Origin of the sequence: Flavobacterium luteolum, assembly GCF_027111275.1 — a bacterium.
Classification (GTDB): Bacteria; Bacteroidota; Bacteroidia; order Flavobacteriales; family Flavobacteriaceae; genus Flavobacterium; species Flavobacterium luteolum.
This window is the reverse complement of sequence record NZ_CP114286.1, coordinates 5,249,672-5,271,405: the sequence shown is the minus strand read 5'-3', so window position 1 is coordinate 5,271,405 and position 21,734 is coordinate 5,249,672. Positions and strand designations below refer to the sequence as shown.

The 21,734-nt window shown below is 38.9% G+C and carries 6 protein-coding genes, 2 tRNA genes and 3 rRNA genes; 9 read left to right on the top strand and 2 right to left on the bottom strand.

Going from position 1 to position 21,734, the window contains the following annotated elements; translation table 11 throughout:
- The first annotated feature begins 56 nt into the window (after nt 1-56).
- The 8 genes from OZP10_RS22425 (at nt 57) to rrf (ending at nt 14,147) form a co-directional block, all read left to right on the top strand.
- Nucleotides 57-7,343: a pectinesterase family protein gene (locus tag OZP10_RS22425; RefSeq protein ID WP_281632872.1), complete on the top strand. Its 7,287-nt coding sequence runs from the start codon at nt 57-59 to the stop codon at nt 7,341-7,343.
- 79 nt (nt 7,344-7,422) lie between these two features.
- Nucleotides 7,423-8,073 (top strand): hypothetical protein, encoded by a 651-nt coding sequence (locus tag OZP10_RS22420; RefSeq protein WP_281632871.1) that lies wholly within the window; start codon nt 7,423-7,425, stop codon nt 8,071-8,073.
- A 465-nt stretch (nt 8,074-8,538) separates the two neighbouring features.
- Complete coding sequence (locus OZP10_RS22415; protein ID WP_281631418.1) at nt 8,539-8,772, top strand: hypothetical protein; 234 nt, start codon at nt 8,539-8,541, stop codon at nt 8,770-8,772.
- Nucleotides 8,773-9,004: 232 nt separating this feature from the next.
- Nucleotides 9,005-10,518, top strand: a 16S ribosomal RNA gene (locus OZP10_RS22410).
- A 126-nt stretch (nt 10,519-10,644) separates the two neighbouring features.
- Nucleotides 10,645-10,718 (top strand) — tRNA-Ile (locus OZP10_RS22405).
- 89 nt (nt 10,719-10,807) lie between these two features.
- Nucleotides 10,808-10,881, top strand: a tRNA-Ala gene (locus OZP10_RS22400).
- 128 nt (nt 10,882-11,009) lie between these two features.
- Nucleotides 11,010-13,890: ribosomal RNA gene (locus OZP10_RS22395) — 23S ribosomal RNA — on the top strand.
- 147 nt (nt 13,891-14,037) lie between these two features.
- Nucleotides 14,038-14,147: ribosomal RNA gene (gene rrf / locus OZP10_RS22390) — 5S ribosomal RNA — on the top strand.
- Together the 16S, 23S and 5S rRNA genes with 2 tRNA genes alongside form the textbook arrangement of a ribosomal RNA operon.
- Nucleotides 14,148-14,716: 569 nt before the next feature.
- Here rrf and OZP10_RS22385 read toward each other — a convergent pair.
- The gene (locus OZP10_RS22385; protein WP_281632870.1) at nt 14,717-16,720 is read right to left on the bottom strand and encodes a RagB/SusD family nutrient uptake outer membrane protein; all 2,004 of its coding nucleotides are present in this window, start codon (nt 16,718-16,720) and stop codon (nt 14,717-14,719) included.
- Nucleotides 16,721-16,732: 12 nt separating this feature from the next.
- Nucleotides 16,733-20,125 carry a SusC/RagA family TonB-linked outer membrane protein gene (locus tag OZP10_RS22380; RefSeq protein ID WP_281632869.1) on the bottom strand — a complete coding sequence of 1,131 codons (3,393 nt, stop codon included), beginning with the start codon at nt 20,123-20,125 and terminating at the stop codon, nt 16,733-16,735.
- 406 nt (nt 20,126-20,531) lie between these two features.
- On the opposite strand from OZP10_RS22380, the gene OZP10_RS22375 reads away from it, so the two are divergent.
- Nucleotides 20,532-20,984, top strand: a complete 453-nt coding sequence (locus OZP10_RS22375; protein WP_281632868.1) for a GNAT family N-acetyltransferase — start codon at nt 20,532-20,534, stop codon at nt 20,982-20,984.
- Nucleotides 20,985-21,734: the final 750 nt, after the last annotated feature.

Below are 21,734 nucleotides of genomic sequence, written 5' to 3'. Positions count from 1 at the left end.
ATACCAGAAAAAACTCTTTTGAAAACTATTACTAACTAAAACCATATTTAAACCAAATGAAAAAACAATTTTTTATTCATCTATTCCTCGTACTGTTTACAGTAATGGGGTTTTCTCAAACCATTGAGAAGATTGAAGCTGAAACATTTAACCAAGCTTCGGGAGCAAGGGCAGAAACCAATGCTGCTCGTTCGGGAGGCGGAAACGTAGGGTATATTAAAAACAATACCTGGATTAAATTTAATGCAGTTAATTTTACCGAATTTGTTACTCGCTTTGATATTGCGGCGGCGGGAGCAACTGGCGGAACTATCGAATTTAGATTGGGTTCTGCAACAGGAACTTTGATTGGTTCTGCAACGATATCAGGAAGTACAAGCTTTACCGATTACAAGAAGTTCTCGGCAGCCATTACGCCAACGAATGGTTCATTCGATCTGTATCTCGTTTTTCTTGGGCCTGGAACAGGATATTTGTTTAACGTAGATTATTTCGAAAAAGTAACCGACAACCCTAATGCTGTGACGCACAAATTGACTGTAGATGTCAATCCCGCCTCATCTGGAACTGTTACACTTAATCCTGCTGGAACTACATTTGCAAAAGGAACCGAAATAAAATTGACTGCCAATAAAAATTTCGGCTACAGTTTTAAGCAATGGGTAGATGATAAAGGAGCTGTTATTTCAACAACCAATCCGTTAACATATACTCTAAATGCAGACATGACCTTAGTCGCTCAGTATGATGCTGTACCAACTTATACTTTAAGCGTAAACACAAACGGAGCTTTTGGTTTAGGAGACTATACGGTTTCTCCCGCAGGAAAAGACGGTGCATTTTCGGTTTATGAAACTGGAACCAATGTTACGATTACGGCAGTGGAAAACGATATTATAAAATTCAGCAATTGGGCTGATGGCTCCACTTCATTAAGCACTTCTGTAGTGATGAATGAAAATAGAACAGTTACAGGAACGTACGCCAATCAGACTTTTATTGCGGGATGGACATTTAAAAATGATCAATACGCAAATCCGAGAGTGGCCGAATTGTATTCTAAAGTAGAAAATAGACCACAACTATTTGCCTATAATATAGCAGACAATGTTTTTGCACCCAATGTTAGACTTCAAAATAGAGGAGGAAAGAACGGATTTTGCGTCTGGAATAATGACAGAGGGAATTTTTATTATTTTATGACAACACTTTCAACGGTGGGTTATAAAAACATAAATGTTGCTTCGGGTTTATTGGGCTACTATTATGGGTGTGATGAGTGGACATTTCAATATTCATTAGACGGAGTAAATTTTGTGAATGTTTCGGCTTTAACGACAATCAATACAGGAACAATAACCAATATTGGCGGAGTTCTTCCTATTGAAGCCGAAGGAAAGGAAAAGATCTATTTAAGATGGATTCCAAATATAAACGGACCAAAACACGGATCTGCAATTGATGTTACAGCTACAATCTTATCCAATTTAATGATTAAAGCCGATGAGGTTTTAGTTAGTGATACTGTTGCGCCAGTTTTAGAATCTTCATTTCCAACAGAAGCGGCAGGTTCTGTGGCGGCAAATGGAAGCATTATTTTAAACTATAACGAACAGGTTCAATCAGGAACAGGAAATGCTGTTTTAAATGGTAAAAATTTAAATGCCGAATTTGTAAACAAAACAGTAAAGTTTAGCTATTTCGGATTGGAATATAACAAGCAATATACTTTTACGATCCCAGCTGGATTTGTAAAAGACCTTTCTGGAAATGATGGTTCAGCTCTTACTTTGTCGTTTAAAACAATGGAAAAGCCAATTCCTGTCAAACGTAAATTTGATCTAATTGTAGATGCAGATGCTACAGCAGATCAAATTGCCTCAGGAAAATATGTAAAGACAATTGCAGAAGCTTTTAATGCTGCACCTAATAATTCGGCATCAAGATTTTTGGTACTGATTGCCAACGGGACTTATAATTTGGGTGGAGACGGAACAAACCCTCAGGATGTGGTTTTAAAGCTTCCATCAGGAAAAAATAACGTTTCGCTAGTTGCACAATCTAAAGACAAAGTCATTCTACAGGGAAATCCAGGATGGGGAATTAAAAATGCTGTTCTCTCTATTGAAGCAAATGATTTGTATATGGAAAATGTAACAATAGAGCACAAAGACGGAATTACAACTTCTGGACAAAGACCTGCATTAAATCCTGCGGGAGATCGAAATGTTTATAATGGGGTTCGTCTTAGAAGCAAGCAAGACACGCAAGTAACAGGAGGAAAAAGAAGTTTTTACTATAAATCTACGATCGAAGGAGATGTTGATTTTATTTGTGGTGGTGGAACGCATTGGTTTGAAGAGTGTAATTTGGTTTCGGTTGCTTCGGGGTATATCGTAGCTCCAAATCATGATACGGCTACTCAATATGGTTATATTTTCAACAACAATACTATTTCGGCCGCTACAAGCTATTATTTAGGACGTCCTTGGCAAAATGCACCAAGAGCCGTTTATCTCAATACAAAAATGATGACGGAACCTAATACAGCCGGTTGGGCAAGTATGGGAACGGTACCTGCCCTTTTTGCAGAATACAATAGCGTAAACGGAAATGGCGTATTAGTAAATACGGATAACAGAACTAATATATTTACAGTAAACGGCGTTGCCCAAACAGGAAATTATAATCCAGTTTTGACCAAAGCACAAGCTGATGAATTTACGATAGAAAATGTATTAAGCGGAACAGACAAATGGGATCCGCGCAGAGTGGTTGAGCAAATTACAAAACCTTCAAATCTTGTAGTATCTACTGCTAACACTTTAAAATGGGATCAAAATCCGTATGCAATATGTTATGTGATTAGCAAAGAAGGTAAAGTTTTAGGCATTACAACAGAAGCTACTTTTGCAGATTCTTCAGCGGTTGCAGGAACTTACACATACACTGTTCAAGCAGCAAATGAATACGGCGGATTAAGCGATTTGAGTAGTATTATTATGGCTATTAACGGAGGAGCGACTAAATCTTCAATTACTTATTTAAATTCAATTGATGGAACTTCTTTATCAGGTTTAACTCCGACAGAATACACTGAGGGTACAATAGCAAAATTGCCAACTCCAACTTTAACAGGATATACGTTTTATGGATGGTCGTCTTCTGCCACCACAGCAAATACATTAAATGTAATTGCTGCTACAGCAACAGGAAATCAAACTTTATATGCTTTCTGGGGAGCTGGAGGAAATAATAAGCCAAATGAAGTTATACCACCTTCTAATTTTGATTATGAATTTACTGCGGCAGTAAATAAAAGCTGGGACAATGCAGGAAATTATAATCCAGCTATAATGCCAGTTGCAGGTAAAACCGTTTCTTGCACCAAAGAAATCGAAACAACCGCGACAGTTTTTCCTGCTGATATGACTTTGTCTGACTCAGGAACTCTTCGCTTGAGAGGTGCTCACAAAGCTACAGGTGTATTGACTTTTAAAGAAGGAACGCGAGTATATTATAATACAAGTGGTGCAGGCATGGCTTTAGAAGCACCGATGGTCATTTCTGGAAATGTGAAATTCGAAATGATTTCGGGGATTGCCAATCAAACCATAATGACTTTAAGCGGCCCCGTATCAGGAAACGGAACCATTTCGCCTTTAAATATTGGTCAAGGTGTTAATGCCAATACAGGAACTCTGCTTCTTAAAGGTGATAACAGCGAATTTATCGGTACTTGGAATCTTACACAGAAAAGCACAAAATTTCCAGCATTAAATTATCCAACGGTAATTGAAGGCGCTTCTGCAAATGCTTTTGGTTCTGGGACTATTAAAATAGGTCAGGATAATTATGTTATTTTCAGCCATGAACGTGCAGCTGGTTCCACTTTAAATTTAAATATCACAGAAAATGGTAAAGCGTCATTGAACATTGTTTTAAATGTTCAAAAACTTACTATTAATGGAATAGATTTTAAAGAAGGAACTTACGATAAAATAACAAATCCTGAATTTTTTAACGGAGAAGGAAAGATTGAAGTTAAAAAAGAAGTAACAGGTGGAGGAACTGAAAGCATTCCTGCATTTCCAGGAGCCGAAGGTTATGGAAAATATGTAACAGGAGGCCGTGGCGGAAAAGTGATTTATGTTACAAATCTAAATGATTCTGGAGCGGGTTCGCTTCGTGATGCGATTGGTCAGGCTGGTCCTAGAATTGTTGTTTTTAAAGTTTCGGGAAATATTGAATTAAAAAGCGAATTGAGTATTACTGATAATATTACAATTGCAGGACAAACAGCTCCAGGAGGCGGTATTACTTTAAAAGATTATAATGTTAAAGTAAGAGGCAATAATATTATTCTACGTTATTTGCGCTTTAGAATGGGAGATACTCATGATGTAGAGAATGATGCTTTAGGAGGACGTTTTCAAAAGAATATCATTGTAGATCACTGCTCTATGAGCTGGTCAACAGACGAATGTGTTTCTTTTTATCAAAATGAGAACTTTACGCTGCAATGGTGTATTATTTCTGAAAGCCTTAGGAATTCTGTTCACGCAAAAGGAGCTCACGGATATGGTGGTGTTTGGGGTGGTAGAAACGCTTCTTTCCATCATAATCTGTTAGCGCATCATGATAGTCGTAATCCAAGGTTGGGAGAATATGCAAATGATATTTTTGCAAAAACAGATTTGGTTGACATTCGTAACAACGTTATTTATAATTGGGGCGGAAACAGCTGTTATGGCGGAGATGCCATGAATGTGAATTTAGTAAATAATTATTGGAAACCAGGACCTGGGACTTCAAATTCGACCAAAGAACGTATTCTGTCGACAGGAAGAAGTTTGGACACTACTTCGCCTTTATACGGAATTTGGGGAAAATATTTTGTTGACGGAAATTATGTTGTTGGATCAGAAAGAGCTACTCAAGATAACTGGACATACGGAGTTTATAGCCAATTTCATGGCAGCCAGCTTCCTGTGAGCGATGCAGATAAAGCTTCAATCAAAATTAACGCACCTCATACTTTTGGAGAAATCACGACTCATAGCGCCACAAAAGCGTATGAATTGGTTCTAGAAAATGCAGGTGCCAATTTATACAGAGATGCGGTAGATAAAAGAGCGGTAGATGATACTCGTTCTGGTACGGCAAGTATTATGAATGGTGGGAATGGAAGCACAAACGGTTATATCGATACGCCTTCAGCAACTGGAGGATGGCCAGTATTGCCTTCTGGAGAAGCTCCGACAGATACAGACGGTGACGGTATGCCTGATAAATGGGAAACGGAAAAAGGATTAAATCCTGCCAGTTCAGCAGATGGCAATTTAAAAACGATTGACGGCAAGTACACTAATGTTGAGGTTTACATTAACAGTCTTGTAAATCATATTACAGAGAACCAAAACGGGAGTTTAGATGTTTATGTAAACCCTCAGAATTTTGTTGAAAAATACAATGCTGCTGAAAACGGATCAAAATTCATAATGGCAAGCGGTACTTATACAGCCTCAGCTGATCTTACTGTTAAAAACCATAAATATACATTTATTCCAGATGCCAATGCAAAACCTGTTTTCGCAGCATCTTTCGTTTCAGAAAACCCAGAAATTGTTTCTGGAAGCTTCAGTTTTGATGGTGTTGATTTTGATTTAACCAATGCTGGTGCAAGTTTGCTTCAATTGAAAAAAGGGGCAAGTGTGTCAAGTTTTGAAATTAAAAATTCGACTATCAAAGGAATTAAACAAAGTTTATTAGTGACGGAAGGAGTTTCAGAGAATGAGATTTCTAAAATTGTTATAGAAAATTGTATTATTGATGGAAGTGCGGCAACAGGAGGAAGTTTTATTCAGCCAGATTCGCATATTGTAAATTCTATTTCGGTTAAAAATTCGACTATTTTCAATTACGAAAAAGGAAATAATTTCTTGATTCTTCAAAACAAAAATGAAGCAACACAAACAGTTAATATTACGTTTGAAAGCAATACGATTTACAATTCAGGTAATCAAACTGGAAACGGATTTGTGTTTGTAGACAATCAGTACAATAATGCTTCTGTTTACTCTTTCAAAAATAACATTATGCAGGACGAGCGAGAAAATGCAAAACCGCTTTATTTGTTTAATTCTAATAATGTTGCTGGAGCAGGAAAAGTGGTTTTAGACAATAATCTTCTTGTCGGAGTTTCCTCTCAGATAGTGAAAGGAGCGGTTACTGTGGGAGAGTCAAATGTTAAGACGTTATTAGGTTTAGGCATGGTGGCACTAGTGTACCCAAATCCAGCGCAAGGTAATTTTAGCTTTTCTAAAAATTCTCCCTTGGCTAAGGCTTCGTTAGAAGGAAATGTTTTGGGAGATCCAAGATGGCTAAAAGCAGATGCTAAGTTTTCCAAAATAAGTTATATTAATTCTTTTGACGGAAAAGCCATTATACTTGATCCTGCTGAATATATGGAAGGTACGATTACGAACTTAAAAACGCCAAAACTAGAAGGTTATACTTTCTTCGGATGGTCAGCAACAGCAACAACGCCTGGATTATTAAAAACGATTCCAGCAACTGCTACAGGAAATCAAGTGTTTTATGCCTTTTGGGGAGAAGGAGGGAATAATAAGCCAGATCCAAAACCCATTATTAAATCGAGTGTTTCTTATCTAAATTCAATTGATGGCCATGCTATTTCTGGTTTAAATCCGGTAGAATATACAGAAGGTACAGCATTAGCATTGCCAGTCCCAACCTTAAAAGATTATACTTTTTACGGATGGTCGGTTTCACCAACAATTCCTAATACTATAAAAGAAATTGCCAGCGCTACAACAGGAAATCAAACCTTTTATGCTTTTTGGGGAGTGGGAGGAAACAATAAACAAGATGAACCTCCAACTTTTTATAGCATTTCGTACTTGAATCTACCTGCAGGAGCGGTTAATCCAAATAAAACGACTATGCAAACAGGGATTGCTTTTACTTTAGAGGAAGCACAATGCTCAGGATACCGCTTTTTAGGATGGTATGCAGATGCTTTGTACGGAAAAGAAATAACAGGCTTTAGCACTACGCAGAAAGATAATTTTACGCTTTATGGACGCTGGAAAAAACTTGGAGAGTTTTTAGTTTTCCCAACAGTAGCTACGGGAAAAGTGACCTTGAAATCAAGTGCAGAATTTGATCAATTGGTTATTTTCAGTATGAACGGACTTTTGGTTAAACAAGTTGATGTAATTGGCTATGAAACTGAGATGTCAGTTTCTGATTTGGCTTCCGGAAGTTATTTTATTAAAAGTCTTAAGACAGGACAGACTGCTAGAATTATTGTTAAGTAAGGTTAAGAATTCGGGATGGAGCTTTAATGCCTGTCCCGAATAATCTAAAACTGATTTTTTAAAATAAATTATCATAGATATGAATAATAGTATAAAAGTATTAGTGTTGATTTTCATTGCATTACTATCATCTTGTTCAAGTGATGATGAAAGCCATCAAAGCAATACAAATAAAGGATTCTTAAAAATTGGAAGCCAAACGGTGGAATTATCGCAAGGTTATCTGGAGAATTATGGCATTCGCGGAAATGCGTATAACATTGATTTTTCGTTACGATCTAAATCTATTTCTGCAACCGAGGATGGAGCAGTAGTTTACTTCGAATTGTTTTCTTCTCTTCAAAATAATTTAGCGAAAGGAGATTATAATTATGGAGGTTTTTCTGAAGCTACAGCTTATACTTTTACAAAATGGGGACAATCTTTATTAGGTACAAATATCAATACAGGAAAAGGAGCTTTATCGGTTACAAATGGAATTAGTATTCGACCTACTGCGGGAACTTTTAAGGTTGTAGAGAATGGAGAAAAATACAAAGTGAGTTTTACAGGAAAAGGTACAGCAAGCGTTTATAAAGACGGTGTAATCATTTCAACCCAGAATGATGTTGCTTTTAGCATGAATTATGATGGTGATGTAAAGAAATCGGTAGGAAACACATTTACTTCTACGGCTAAAAATGCCAATTCAAATTTAATTGTAAAAGATCATTCGGTTATTTTTAATTGATTGCATAAACATTTTATATAAGTTAATATCGGAAAGTCGGAAAAAATCAGACCTTATTGACTTATATAAGTATAAATTATTTTCTGAGACAGATATCTGTGTAATAAAGGGTTTTGAAGACTATAATATAATGTTATAGTGAATCAGGAAGTAGAATACACAAAGAAAAATGCATAGGAAAATAGTAAAAAAGAGTCAAAATGCTTATTAATAGTGCTTTGGCTCTTTTTGTTAGGTAGTTGTTTGAGATGTTTAATATAAATGGTCAATTCTGTTCAAGAATTCAATTTTGATATTAAGGCTTTTATAATGGAATTAAAACTCACCTAGTTTGATACAATATGTCTTTTTGGATTATCATTTTTCGATTTAAAACTATTTCGAAGGAAAATATTTCAATGTTTTAAAAAAAGTCGGTCTGTAAAGCATCCGTTATCAGAGTGTTAAGAAAAAAGGCAAAAAAAGATGGAAAAAAGACGCATAAAAGTGTTGGAAAAGCGGAAAAAGGTTCTACTTTTGCACCCGCAACAGCGAAAGGCGCTCTTCGAAATACTGGCAGGAAAGAAGGATTTAAGGGAAAGAAATTTCCAGAAAAAAAGATCCGGAAAAGCTTGCGAGATTCGGAAATGCTTTTTACATTTGCACCCCGCAAAACACGGAAAGCTCTTTGAAAGATTGGAAGAAGAATTGGGAAAATGAGGCGAAAAAAAAAGCTTCAAAAATTTTTCAAGTTTTTCTTGCAGGAAACAAAAAGAAGTTTTAGTTTTGCACCCGCTTTGAGAGATAAGCGAAAGACAGAGAAATTACGTTCGTAGACATATTGAATTGACAGCCGTCTCGTTTAAAACGAGACAGAAGAATAAGAGCAGTAGGATCGTGAGATTCGAAAAAGAACCGATAGGAATAGCATCGAATAATAATATTAAAATATACGATGAAGAGTTTGATCCTGGCTCAGGATGAACGCTAGCGGCAGGCTTAACACATGCAAGTCGAGGGGTAGGGCACTTCGGTGCTTGAGACCGGCGCACGGGTGCGTAACGCGTATGCAATCTGCCTTTCACAGAGGGATAGCCCAGAGAAATTTGGATTAATACCTCATAGCATTACGGGATGGCATCATCCTGTAATTAAAGTCACAACGGTGAAAGATGAGCATGCGTCCCATTAGCTAGTTGGTAAGGTAACGGCTTACCAAGGCAACGATGGGTAGGGGTCCTGAGAGGGAGATCCCCCACACTGGTACTGAGACACGGACCAGACTCCTACGGGAGGCAGCAGTGAGGAATATTGGTCAATGGGCGCAAGCCTGAACCAGCCATGCCGCGTGCAGGATGACGGTCCTATGGATTGTAAACTGCTTTTGTACGGGAAGAAACACTCCTTCGTGAAGGAGCTTGACGGTACCGTAAGAATAAGGATCGGCTAACTCCGTGCCAGCAGCCGCGGTAATACGGAGGATCCAAGCGTTATCCGGAATCATTGGGTTTAAAGGGTCCGTAGGCGGTCTGGTAAGTCAGTGGTGAAAGCCCATCGCTCAACGGTGGAACGGCCATTGATACTGCTGGACTTGAATTACTGGGAAGCAACTAGAATATGTAGTGTAGCGGTGAAATGCTTAGAGATTACATGGAATACCAATTGCGAAGGCAGGTTGCTACCAGTGGATTGACGCTGATGGACGAAAGCGTGGGTAGCGAACAGGATTAGATACCCTGGTAGTCCACGCCGTAAACGATGGATACTAGCTGTTGGGAGCAATCTCAGTGGCTAAGCGAAAGTGATAAGTATCCCACCTGGGGAGTACGTTCGCAAGAATGAAACTCAAAGGAATTGACGGGGGCCCGCACAAGCGGTGGAGCATGTGGTTTAATTCGATGATACGCGAGGAACCTTACCAAGGCTTAAATGCAGACTGACCGATTTGGAAACAGATCTTTCGCAAGACAGTTTACAAGGTGCTGCATGGTTGTCGTCAGCTCGTGCCGTGAGGTGTCAGGTTAAGTCCTATAACGAGCGCAACCCCTGTTGTTAGTTGCCAGCGAGTAGTGTCGGGAACTCTAACAAGACTGCCAGTGCAAACTGTGAGGAAGGTGGGGATGACGTCAAATCATCACGGCCCTTACGCCTTGGGCTACACACGTGCTACAATGGCCGGTACAGAGAGCAGCCACCTCGCGAGGGGGAGCGAATCTATAAAGCCGGTCACAGTTCGGATCGGAGTCTGCAACTCGACTCCGTGAAGCTGGAATCGCTAGTAATCGGATATCAGCCATGATCCGGTGAATACGTTCCCGGGCCTTGTACACACCGCCCGTCAAGCCATGGAAGCTGGGGGTGCCTGAAGTCGGTGACCGCAAGGAGCTGCCTAGGGTAAAACTGGTAACTAGGGCTAAGTCGTAACAAGGTAGCCGTACCGGAAGGTGCGGCTGGAACACCTCCTTTCTAGAGCCCAAAGCGTTAGCTGAAAAGCACGCTTGGGAAATAAGATGCCTGACTAAAGGTTTGGGATTGAAGATTGTATTGCTCTTGCTGTTAATTTAAAAAAATGATAAAACTTAAGTAAAACAGAGTCTCGTAGCTCAGCTGGTTAGAGTACTACACTGATAATGTAGGGGTCGGCAGTTCGAGTCTGCCCGGGACTACTATTTGACTTAAAAAAGGAAATTTTAGAGGTTGAGGCCTTATGAGAAATAATTCATAACTCATAACTAATAACTCATCACTAAAAAATGGGGGATTAGCTCAGCTGGCTAGAGCGCCTGCCTTGCACGCAGGAGGTCAACGGTTCGACTCCGTTATTCTCCACTGGTCCGAAAGGATAAAAGTTCATTGACATATTGAGATAAGAAAATAATAAGAAAGTAGAAAGCGTTTTTTACAATTCTATTGTAAAAAACAAAAAAAAACGGTCATAATTAATTTTATGATTGGTACAATAAGCAAAATAAGGGCGTATGGGGAATGCCTAGGCTCTCAGAGGCGATGAAGGACGTGATAAGCTGCGAAAAGCTGCGGGGACTGGCACACACAGATTGATCCGCAGATATCCGAATGGGGCAACCCGCTATATTGAAGATATAGCACACCGATAGGTGGGCAAACCCGCTGAACTGAAACATCTAAGTAGGCGGAGGAGAAGAAAACAAAAGTGATTCCGTAAGTAGTGGCGAGCGAACGCGGATTAGCCCAAACCAGTATTGTTACGGCATTGCTGGGGTTGTAGGACCGCGACATTTCATGCGCAAGGAACCGGAAGCTTCTGGAAAGGAGCGCCATAGAGGGTGATAGCCCCGTACGGGCAACAAGCGTAATGGATAGCGGTATCCTGAGTAGGGCGGGGCACGTGAAACCCTGTCTGAATTTGGCGGGACCATCCGCTAAGGCTAAATACTCCTGAGAGACCGATAGTGAACCAGTACCGTGAGGGAAAGGTGAAAAGAACCGTGAATAACGGAGTGAAATAGATCCTGAAACCATACGCCTACAAGCGGTCGGAGCCCTTTCGTGGGGTGACGGCGTGCCTTTTGCATAATGAGCCTACGAGTTAACGCTGCTGGCAAGGATAAGTGGTTAAGCCATGGATCCGCAGCGAAAGCGAGTCTGAATAGGGCGCTTTAGTCAGTAGTGTTAGACGCGAAACCGTGTGATCTACCCATGGGCAGGTTGAAGCTGTGGTAACACACAGTGGAGGACCGAACCGGTTGACGTTGAAAAGTCTTCGGATGACCTGTGGGTAGGGGTGAAAGGCCAATCAAACTCGGAAATAGCTCGTACTCCCCGAAATGCATTTAGGTGCAGCGTTATTTTAGTTATACAGAGGTAGAGCTACTGATTGGATGCGGGGGCTTCACCGCCTACCAATTCCTGACAAACTCCGAATGCTGTATAATGATTGATAGCAGTGAGGGCTTGGGTGCTAAGGTCCAAGTCCGAGAGGGAAAGAACCCAGACCATCAGCTAAGGTCCCCAAATATATGCTAAGTTGAAAGAACGAGGTTTGTCTGCCCAGACAGCTAGGATGTTGGCTTGGAAGCAGCCATTCATTTAAAGAGTGCGTAACAGCTCACTAGTCGAGCGGACGAGCATGGATAATAATCGGGCATAAGCATATTACCGAAGCTATGGATTTGCATGTATGTGCAAGTGGTAGGGGAGCATTCTGACAGGGCTGAAGGTATCTCGTAAGGGGTGCTGGACCGGTCAGAAAAGAAAATGTAGGCATAAGTAACGATAATGCGGGCGAGAAACCCGCACACCGAAAAACTAAGGTTTCCACAGCTATGCTAATCAGCTGTGGGTTAGTCTGGACCTAAGGCGAACCCGAAAGGGACAGTCGATGGCCAACGGGTTAATATTCCCGTACTTCTTATTGCTGTGATGGGGTGACGGAGTGATGAAAGCGCCGCGAACTGACGGAATAGTTCGTTAAAGCACCTAGCTATAGGGTCTCTAGGCAAATCCGGAGATCTTGGTGAAATGCGATAGTACTCGGAGTCTTCGGACAAAGAGATAGTGCGCCTAAGGGCTTCCAAGAAAAACCTCTAAACTTCAGGCAGTAAGAACCAGTACCGTAAACCGACACAGGTAGTTGAGGAGAGAATCCTAAGGTGCTCGAGAGATTCATGGCTAAGGAATTAGGCAAAATAGACCTGTAACTTCGGGAGAAAGGTCGCCCCGAGCAATCGGGGCCGCAGTGAAGAGGTCCAGGCGACTGTTTATCAAAAACACAGGGCTCTGCAAAATCGTAAGATGAAGTATAGGGCCTGACACCTGCCCGGTGCTGGAAGGTTAAGAGGAGATGTTATCTTCGGAGAAGCATTGAATTGAAGCCCCAGTAAACGGCGGCCGTAACTATAACGGTCCTAAGGTAGCGAAATTCCTTGTCGGGTAAGTTCCGACCTGCACGAATGGTGTAACGATCTGGACACTGTCTCAGCCATGAGCTCGGTGAAATTGTAGTAACGGTGAAGATGCCGTTTACCCGCAGTGGGACGAAAAGACCCTGTGCACCTTTACTATAGCTTAGTATTGACCTTGGATAAATGATGTGTAGGATAGGTTGGAGACTGTGAAGTGGCGTCGCCAGGCGCTGTGGAGTCATTGTTGAAATACAACCCTTTGTTTATCTGAGGCCTAACCCCGTGCTGCGGGGGACAGTGCTTGGTGGGTAGTTTGACTGGGGTGGTCGCCTCCAAAAGAGTAACGGAGGCTTCTAAAGGTTCCCTCAGTACGCTTGGTAACCGTGCGTAGAGTGCAATGGCATAAGGGAGCTTGACTGAGAGACATACAGGTCGATCAGGTACGAAAGTAGAGCATAGTGATCCGGTGGTTCCGCATGGAAGGGCCATCGCTCAAAGGATAAAAGGTACGCCGGGGATAACAGGCTGATCTCCCCCAAGAGCTCATATCGACGGGGGGGTTTGGCACCTCGATGTCGGCTCGTCACATCCTGGGGCTGGAGAAGGTCCCAAGGGTTGGGCTGTTCGCCCATTAAAGTGGCACGCGAGCTGGGTTCAGAACGTCGTGAGACAGTTCGGTCTCTATCTACTGCGGGCGTTAGAAATTTGAGTGGATCTGATTCTAGTACGAGAGGACCGAATTGGACTAACCTCTAGTGTATCTGTTGTCCCGCCAGGGGCACCGCAGAGTAGCTACGTTGGGAAGGGATAAGCGCTGAAAGCATATAAGCGCGAAACCCACCACAAGATGAGATTTCTTTTAAGGATCGTGGAAGATGACCACGTTGATAGGCTACAGATGTAAAGGCAGTAATGTCATAGTCGAGTAGTACTAATAATCCGTAAGCTTATGTACACCCTTTTCCCCCGATGAAAATCGGGGGAGGAAACTTTCTAAAATATTCTTCTTTTCTTTATCTCAATATGTTAAAATATTATTTAATTGATAATTAACAATTCATAATTAACAATTAAAAGATTGCCCAAAGCAATTGTAACTTCTTAAGGTGGTTATTGCGGCGGGGCTCACCTCTTCCCATCCCGAACAGAGAAGTTAAGCCCGCCTGCGCAGATGGTACTGCATCATTGTGGGAGAGTATGTCGTCGCCTTTCTTTTGAAAACCCTATCCAAAACGGATAGGGTTTTCTGTTTTATAGATCTTCTGGAAAAATGGGTTCCGATTAAATGATGGCTCCGCATTGGCGATGTGCCGCGTTAGCGATGGAAGCGGCATCCTTTTGCGGGACACTCAAAAGCTCTTTCGCCATTATCCTTCCCCCGCAAAAGATACAGCGGACAGCGCGGCCCGGAGGGAAACGCCATAGGATTTGAATTATAAAGTCCATAAGTGTTAAATTATAGTCAATTGTTGGCGGTTATAGTGAGCTATTGGAAAGTAGTTTTTTTTAATGGTATCGGAAAAGCACTATGATTTGTATGACGAACTGAACTTATTTTTTAGTTCCTAATTATTGTATTATAGTTTGAATGAATAGTGGAGAGTTCATTTATAAATCTTGAAGTAAATAGTAAGGAAGTATGGAATAAAAGAAAAGGGCTAAAATGTTATTGATTAACATTTTAGCCCTTTTTCATTGGGTACTTTTAAATTTGTTTTACCATTAAAAGTTCAGAGTCATTCTCTTTGATTCTTTTCGATAGTAAATAAAAATCAAAAAGATTAAATTTTGCTTTCGTCAGCAACAGCATCTTGCCATTTATCCCAAACTTTTACTCCTGCATCATATCCGTCATAACCAAAATTTTGACTTAATTGACCTTTGATATTAGGTTCTATAGCAAGTTTATAAGGAATTGGCCAATAATTATTTCGCTTATCCATAGAATAAAATTTTACTCCTGGTTTAATAGCAATACCTGCTGGATATTTATTGTAAAGAGTATAATGAACAATACGTTGCCACCAGTAGCTTCCGCCAGTTGCATCTTTTCCTGATTGTTTATCCCAAGTGTCCTTATTATAAGTATTTCCCCATTCATCTGCTTTTCCACTCAGAGCCAGACAGTGCGAGATACGTTTTAACTCTACATTTCTCCATTCTTCCATATAAAGTTCTCTTCCTCTTTCGGCACAAATATCACCAATAGTTACTGTCGTGTACATTCGAGAAGCTTTAGCTCTTGCTCTCACTACATTCACATCTTGAGCGGCTCCAGAAACATTACCTTGATAAAAACGTGCTTCGGCGCGCAATAAATACGTTTCGGCTAAGCGATAAATATACATATGAGCACTTGCACCTGCAGTAGCTCCCTGAAAATCATTTGCTGCCGGATTTGCTTCGGCTACAACGTCGTGATAGAAGATTTTGTAATGAGGGAAATCATACCAATCACGGATAGAATCTTGTGCTAATAATTTACCTGTAGCATCCTTCATTCTGAAGTTTTGCCCAGCCCATGTTGCACTTCCACCAGCCCCAGGAGCATATTTAAGGTCTTCCATATTTACCCAGTTGCCAACTGTACTATTATGTCTAAGATCTACTTTGTCTTCAACACCATTAACAACCCACATTGGATGCTGTGAATAATATGAGCCGCTGATGGTACCAATACCACGTCCGATTGCTCTTTGGTAATCATATTTTACATTATAGTTTGTTTTATCATTCGATGGAAAACGAGGCGCTGCTGTTTTACCATCTGGAGTAATTAAGTTGGCATCATTCCAGTTTGGCCCAAAAATTCTCATTGAAGAAAATGCTAAAAATGATTGTGCTCCTCCATTTGGTGCTACCAAAATAGCTTCAGTGTTTGCTGCAATTACTTTATTTTCTGGTCTGTGCAAGTCCCAGATTACATTTCTTGTAATAGGCCATGCAGTAGGATTTCCTCCTGGATCAAAAATTCCTAAATTGCCTTGTACCAAAGTATAACCAGATTGATTAATCAAAATGTTTGCTTGTGCTTCAGCATCAGCAAATCTTCCAGATGCCAAATAGCATTTAATTAATAACTGACGGCAAGCACCTTTACTAATCATACCTACATAACCTATTTTTGATTGTTCAGGTACCCATTCTACAGCTTTCTCCATATCTGCTGTAATCATTTCTATGATGGCTTCTTTTTTAGTAGAATAATAGCTCTGTTTTGGAACTTCTAAAATTTTAGTAATCAAAGGAATGTCTCCAAATTGGTATACTAAGTTAAGATAACGGTATGCTCTATGAAAATAAGCTTGCCCGATATATTTACGTTTAACATCTTCTGTTAAAGTTGTCACTTTGTCAATATAGGTTAATACAGTATTAGCATTCTTAATTCCTGTATAAGCTTCAGTCCAAAGGAACCCAAGATAAATATGTTCTCCACCCGCATCTCTTCTATAATCTCCTGTAGGAACAATAGTATTAGCATAATCGGCAATATTACTTCCTGTATCTGTTTTTCCATATTGCGCCATATCAGAGAAGAGGTATTCCGTTCCAATTGGCACACTAACACCAGAATAACCAAAGTGAATATAGTTATTGCGCAATTGTTTATCGCACAATGCTAAAGTTGCCTGTAACCCAGCTTCTGTAGAAAATGTAGTTTCTGGTTCGTAGAATGAAAGCGGATCTGCTTCGAGAAAATCTTTTGAACAAGAACTAGAAAACGCTGCCAATAATACAAATGGCACTAGTCTTGAAATGCTATTTTTTATATATTTTTTCATTGTTGAATAATGTTAAAGTTGGAAATTAAAACCTAAATTAAACTGTCTCGTAGCTAATCCTCCTGTTTCTGGATCTCCATAATATTTCCATTCTTTAGATGCTGCCCAAGTTGCTACGTTTTGAACTGAAGCATAGATTTTTATACTTTTAATATGCACTTTGTCCATAAGATCTCTTGGAAGAGTATAGGCTAAAGAAATATTGTCTAGACGAATAAAACTACGGTCGTATAGTCTTCCTGGAGCAGCTGGAGTTCCAGCAGGTCCTTTGGCATCAAGACGTGCCCACTCATTTGTTGGGTTATCAAGTGTCCAATATGGATTTAAATATGGATTGAAGTTGAATTTATACAAACTTGAATCATTGAAAGTGTTCATATAATTTGAATCAAGTGATTTGCCACCCATATTAGAATACATGCTGATACCCAAATCCCAATTTTTATAAATTTTAAAATCATTACGTAGCATCCATTGTACTGGAGGATTTGAATTTCCTAAAAACTGTTTGTCTTTTTCATTGTAAACTGCTTTTTTATAAGGCTGTCCATCTGCATCAACCGCATCTACATCATCTGCTGTATAGCTGTTTGCTACTTTTGGATCTCCAGGACGCTGTCCGTACTTTTGAGCTTCCTTCCATTCATCTTTCTGCCAGATTCCAGTTACTCTGTAATCCCAAATTAGAGAGATTGGTTTACCTATAAACCATCCATTAGCAGAATCATCTCCCTCTTTTTTCCCGATGACATTGCCGTTAGCATCTTTAGTATCTACCATGTTGCCATACAATGACACAATTTTATTCTCGTTATAAGAAATTCCAAATGTAGTACGCCACTCAAAGTTTGGCTTTTTCATGTTAAGAGTGTTAAGGCTCAATTCAACACCGCGGTTTTGTACCTCTCCAAGATTAGTAGCAATCGATGAAAAACCAGTAAATCCTGGTAAAGATTGGTTCATAATCATATCACGAGTAGATGACCTGTATACGTCTAAAGTAGCAGTAATGCGATCATGTAAGAAGCCTATGTCAAGACCAATATTTGTTGCGGCTGTTTTTTCCCATTCAAGATGTGGATTTGCCATACGATCAAGAGATAAATACTTAATTTCTAGCGCTTTTCCTGAAGCATCTAGATATCCCATTGTTCCCGTATTAACCAAGTTTGCCAATGATATGTATGGATTCTCAAGCGCTCTGTTTCCATTCTTTCCCCAAGATATACGCAATTTACCAGTACTCATTGCATCCCAGTTAAACCATTTTTCATTTTTAAAACTCCATGAAACTCCAAAAGATGGGAAAACTGCATAAGGTTTTGCAGCACCAAATGCCGAATATCCATCACGACGTATGGTAGCTGTAAGCATATAACGGTTATCAAACGAATAGAAAAGTCTAGCCATTAATGCATCTGCTGTTTCATGTGTGTCATTTGATCTAATAGCACTATTGGCCATTGTTGCCGTATTCACGTAGTGAAATCCTAAAGCATCTGAAGGCTGAATATTATATGCATCTGTTTCATCTGACCAATAACGTCGTTCTTCAGCTTCTTGAACAAAAGTGGCGATAAAATGGTGTTTTTCAGCAATTGTATAATCCCATGTTATGGTATTATTCAGGTTATAATCAAATCTGGTAGAATTATTTCTGTTTACCCCTGTAGTAGCTGCAGGCCAGTTTGGATTTTGCGTAGATCTGAAATAGCGATCGTGAAAAAATTGGTAACGAGGTGCAATATTAAATGTATAGGTAATACCTAATGGTAAAGTTACCTTTGCATTAAAAATGGTATTCAAGGTTACATATCCTGTCTCTTTATCAATAAATTGGCGCTCGTAGTAATAGTTATAATTTTGTCCAGAAACATTTTTTCCCATTGGCTGTCTCTCGTATTTGCCATTTGCATCTATAAAGGTTCCAAACGGACTGGTTCTCATCATATTATTGAATCCAGAACGAGTGTCCAGAGAAGGCGTAACATCTCCGTCTGATCGATCTTGGAAATTTACGTTTAATCCAAGGTCAAGCCAGTCTGTAACTTTAGCATCCACTTTCATGTTAGAGCGAGCAGATTTATAGTCATTTCCAACAATCGCTCCTTCTGAAGTCAAATAGCCAAAAGACATATAATAATTTACTCTATCGCTTGCGCCGGAAATGCTCAAATTATTATCATGATTAATTCCTGTTCTAAAAGAACTATCCCTCCAATCGTGTGTTTTGTCTGCTAAGAAATTTGCCATCAATGAAGGATCAAAATTTAATCCTAAACGATTTCCCCATACTTCTTTGCTGCTTTTTCCATTTGTTTGAGAAGCTGGCTGATACGCTAGCCATTGTGCTTCTGTAATGCCCCATTTTGCTAAATCATTTGGATTCGAAAAATACCCAGGTCTGCCATTAGCTACTGTTCCTGATATAAAAGCTTCGTATTGTCCTGTAGCAGGATTAACGCCGTAGGTTTGAGCAGTTTCCCAATCTTCGCGGTATTTTAAGTAACCTTCGGGAGAATATACGGTACGATAAGCGCTCTTGTTGCTAATGGTTGTGTTCGTAGTAAAATTAACCATAGGTTTACCTGTTTTACCTTTTTTGGTTGAAATAAGAATAACCCCTGCCGCCGCTCTCGATCCGTAAACAGATGATGCCGAAGCATCTTTTAGAATGTCAAGCTGTGCAATATCGTCGGGATTAATTTCTGATAATTCACCATAAAACTGCATTCCGTCAAGAATAATTAGTGGAGCGTTGTGAGGACCACTTTTATCATCCTTATTCGTACTGGCAGTATATATAGAAGTCTGTCCGCGAATTTGTATTTTTCCGCCTCCTTTTGCCGAAGGATCATAACCTACTCGTACACCTGGAGTTCCTCTTAAGATATCCTGAACGGTCTGTGGATTTTGGTTAACTAATCTATCAGGAGAAACCTGAGTAATTGCCCCAGTTAAATCCTTTTTCTTCATTTTACCGTATCCTACAACCACAACTTCTTCTAGTGAAGCTGTTGCTCTTTGCATTTTTACATTTACGGTAGTTTTTCCTTTTACGGAAACTTCAGTATTTGTATAACCCATGAAAGAGAATACTAATACAGCATTTTCATTTTCTACTTTTAAAGAAAATTTTCCGTCAAAATCTGTTAAGACAGCATTTTTACTTCCTTTTTCTAAAATAGTCACACCTGGTAACGGCATACCAGTTTCATCATTGACCTGTCCGGTAATGCTTTTTTGTTGTTGTACATTTTGCGATTTCGCCACGCCTTTGGAACTAAGAGCATATCCGTGGATTTGGGATAAAGAAAACAAGACACAGAATAGTATCAATTTTGTTTTCAAACTAAATCCAGATACACCGTTAGGACCCATTTTAATCCTGTTAAAATTTGTCATTTCGGTTGGTAATTTGGTTAATTGAATAGTTAGTTTTGGAAATTACCTATGACATGGTTTCATATGGAGGTCTTCAGTAATTTCGTGTGCAAAATTGACTAATAATGATTTTTGGAGGGAGAAATAAAATACATTTTTAGGTGTAATAATGTCCTGAAAATATATTTTATTGACTTTTTTAGCAGTAAAAAATATTTTATGTAAAAAAGTATTAAAAAAATATGAATAAAATGTTTTGATAAAATAGCTCGTAGTAATCTTATGTGATTAGCAATAGACTAATCACATAAGATTAAAACAAGAAGTTTTAAATACTTAAAAGACGTTTGTGTCAATTTGAAGAAATGACAATAATATTTTTTTTATTATTACTTTGTAATTAAGTAACACTTATAACTTAACAGTAATGGAAGATAAAAGAAATATAAAATTGTTTTTAAGGCAAGCAGAATTAAATGATGCTAAATTTATTGACGAACTATCTAGTCAGCTAGGTTATAAATCTGCAATGGAGAAAACAGAGAATCGTCTTAGCCAGATTTTAAATAATGATGATAATTGTGTTTTTGTAATTCTCGATAATGAAAATATTATTGGTTGGATTCATGGTTTTTACTCTCTTAGAGTTGAGTCTGATGCTTTTGTAGAAATTGGAGGACTTATAGTAGATGAAAAATATCGAAGAAATGGAATTGGCGAAATTTTGGTTAAAAAACTAATAGAATGGGCTCAATCAAAAAGAAGTAAGAAAATACGAGTAAGATGCAATGCTCTTCGCAAAGAAGCCCATTTATTTTATGATAAAATTGGTTTTGTAGAAACGAAAGAGCAAAAAATATTTGACATGGAATTGAATTGATTGTGACAATTTTTCATATCTAAGTTTTGTAATGGAAGAATAAACGTCAGTTTTTGCTAATTTGTAAACCCAAGAAAAGAGTGTTAAATTTCTGTTATTTGTAAATTTGGAAAAGAAAAGTCAAGATTTGTGCTACTCAATTGTATTGTAACCCCATTAATTTTGCGAGTATAAAAGAACAATTCTCTAATAATTGAAATCTTCTCGATGAAGTTAGCCTACATCTTATTCTTACAAATTTGCCTTTTAACTATTCCAAATAGTTATAGCAACTGCATTGTGAAGAGACTAAATACTCAGACAGGAACTGAATCAGTTCTTGAGACGCTAACTACTAATAAAGCTTTTATTAATAAAGCGTTTTCAGATTCTGATGAGTTAAAATTTGTTTTACTAGAGAATACTTCTGAAACGGAAAAATGCAGCAGTTCTTTGCCTGTATCTCCGCTTAATTTACATTTCACAAGCTTTAAGGATGATTGTTTTGTTTATATTGAAAATATAAAATTAAACAGTCAAGGATTATGGGAACGAAACATAATTCCTTTTAGAAACATGTCACGAAATATCCTATTTCATAGCTTGAAAATCCACGTTTAATTCTTTTTTTTATTCTTATTTGACTGCTTAATAGAAGTTTAGCATATTGCTTCATGGTGAAAATTTAGATTTTTATCTTGAGAGGAGATTTATGCTCAAATTTTAATAAAGACTTATTATCTTAAGTGATACACTACATTTTGCAGTAAA

Coding starts and splice junctions, on each gene's coding strand:
- OZP10_RS22385 (WP_281632870.1), bottom strand. CDS start 16,720: ATGAAAAAATATATAAAAAATAGCATTTCAAGACTAGTGCCATTTGTA.
- OZP10_RS22380 (WP_281632869.1), bottom strand. CDS start 20,125: ATGACAAATTTTAACAGGATTAAAATGGGTCCTAACGGTGTATCTGGA.
- OZP10_RS22420 (WP_281632871.1), top strand. CDS start 7,423: ATGAATAATAGTATAAAAGTATTAGTGTTGATTTTCATTGCATTACTA.
- OZP10_RS22375 (WP_281632868.1), top strand. CDS start 20,532: ATGGAAGATAAAAGAAATATAAAATTGTTTTTAAGGCAAGCAGAATTA.
- OZP10_RS22415 (WP_281631418.1), top strand. CDS start 8,539: ATGGAAAAAAGACGCATAAAAGTGTTGGAAAAGCGGAAAAAGGTTCTA.
- OZP10_RS22425 (WP_281632872.1), top strand. CDS start 57: ATGAAAAAACAATTTTTTATTCATCTATTCCTCGTACTGTTTACAGTA.